Genomic DNA, 1,093 nt, shown 5'->3' with positions numbered 1-1,093 from the left:
ACTGGGCGTTTGAGCATGGTATTTCGTCCGAACATGGGGTATGTCGGGTGCGGTGTTCGTCCGGTTCGTGCGCCTTGCCGGTAAGTGCACCCCGCGGTTCGGGCGGATGGCTGTCTAGTTTGCTATGACTGCGGCCTCGACGTCTGTTCGGTAGGCACTCGTCTTGGAAACGCCCTAGATAGACCATGGAGACGGACCCCGGCGCGGCCATAGTAGAGCTCTGTTATGACCGAACGCCGACCATACCCCTCCGACATCTCCGACGCCCGCTGGGCACTGATCGAGCCCATCCTCTCCGCCTGGCAGCGAGCCCGCCTCGAGCGACGCCCCAGCGGCGAACCACCCCGCACCGACCTGCGCGAAGTCATCAATGCCCTGTTCTATGTCAACCGCACGGGAATCTCGTGGCGATACATACCGCACGACCTGCCGCCCAAGGGCACCGTGTACTACTACTACGGGCTCTGGCGCGACGAGGGCATCCTGGCGCAGCTCAACGTCCACCTCACCGAGCTCGCCCGGGCCAAGGAGGGACGCGATCCCCAGCCGAGCGCCGCGATCGTCGACACGCAGAGCGTCAAGACCTCGACGAACGCACCCCTCGAAACTCAAGGCGCGGATGCCGCGAAAAAGATCATCGGGAGGAAGCGGGCTATCGTCACGGACGTGTGCGGCTTCCTGCTCGCCGTTGTCGTACTCGCCGCCTCTGTCTCCGAGAACCACGCCGGCATGCGAGCGATCGACCAGGCCAAGGCCAACTACCCCACGATAACCAAAGCCTGGGTCGATCAGGGCTTCAAGAACCAGTTCGTCGAACACGCCGCCACCCTCGGCATCGACGCCGAAGTCGTCGCTCGCGACCCCGGAAAGCGGGGCTTCCACGTGCTCAAACGACGATGGGTGGTCGAACGAAGTATCGGCTGGCTGATGCTCCACCGCAGACTCGCCAGGGACTACGAAGCCCGGCCCACGAGCTCGGAGGCCATGATCCACCTCGCGATGATCGACAACGTCAGCAAGCGCATAACGGACGAGAGCACACCAACCTGGAGAGGGACATACTAGGGTGAAAAACACCTATCGAACGCCCTCT

The 1,093-nt window shown here is 63.1% G+C and carries 1 protein-coding gene; it reads left to right on the top strand.

From position 1 onward, the window contains the following. Window positions 1-225 precede the first annotated feature (225 nt). A complete protein-coding gene (locus KDL01_RS41325) occupies window positions 226-1,065 on the top strand; it encodes an IS5 family transposase (RefSeq protein WP_212534176.1) in 840 nt (279 codons plus the stop codon). The last annotated feature ends 28 nt before the right edge of the window (window positions 1,066-1,093 follow it).

The sequence above is a fragment of the Actinospica durhamensis genome, assembly GCF_018139695.1.
Classification (GTDB): domain Bacteria; phylum Actinomycetota; class Actinomycetes; order Streptomycetales; family Catenulisporaceae; genus Actinospica; species Actinospica durhamensis.
This window is presented reverse-complemented; position numbering and strand designations above follow the sequence as displayed.

What these genes read in the sequence shown, in the direction of transcription:
- KDL01_RS41325 (WP_212534176.1), top strand. Translation starts at nt 226, where the DNA reads ATGACCGAACGCCGACCATACCCCTCCGACATCTCCGACGCCCGCTGG.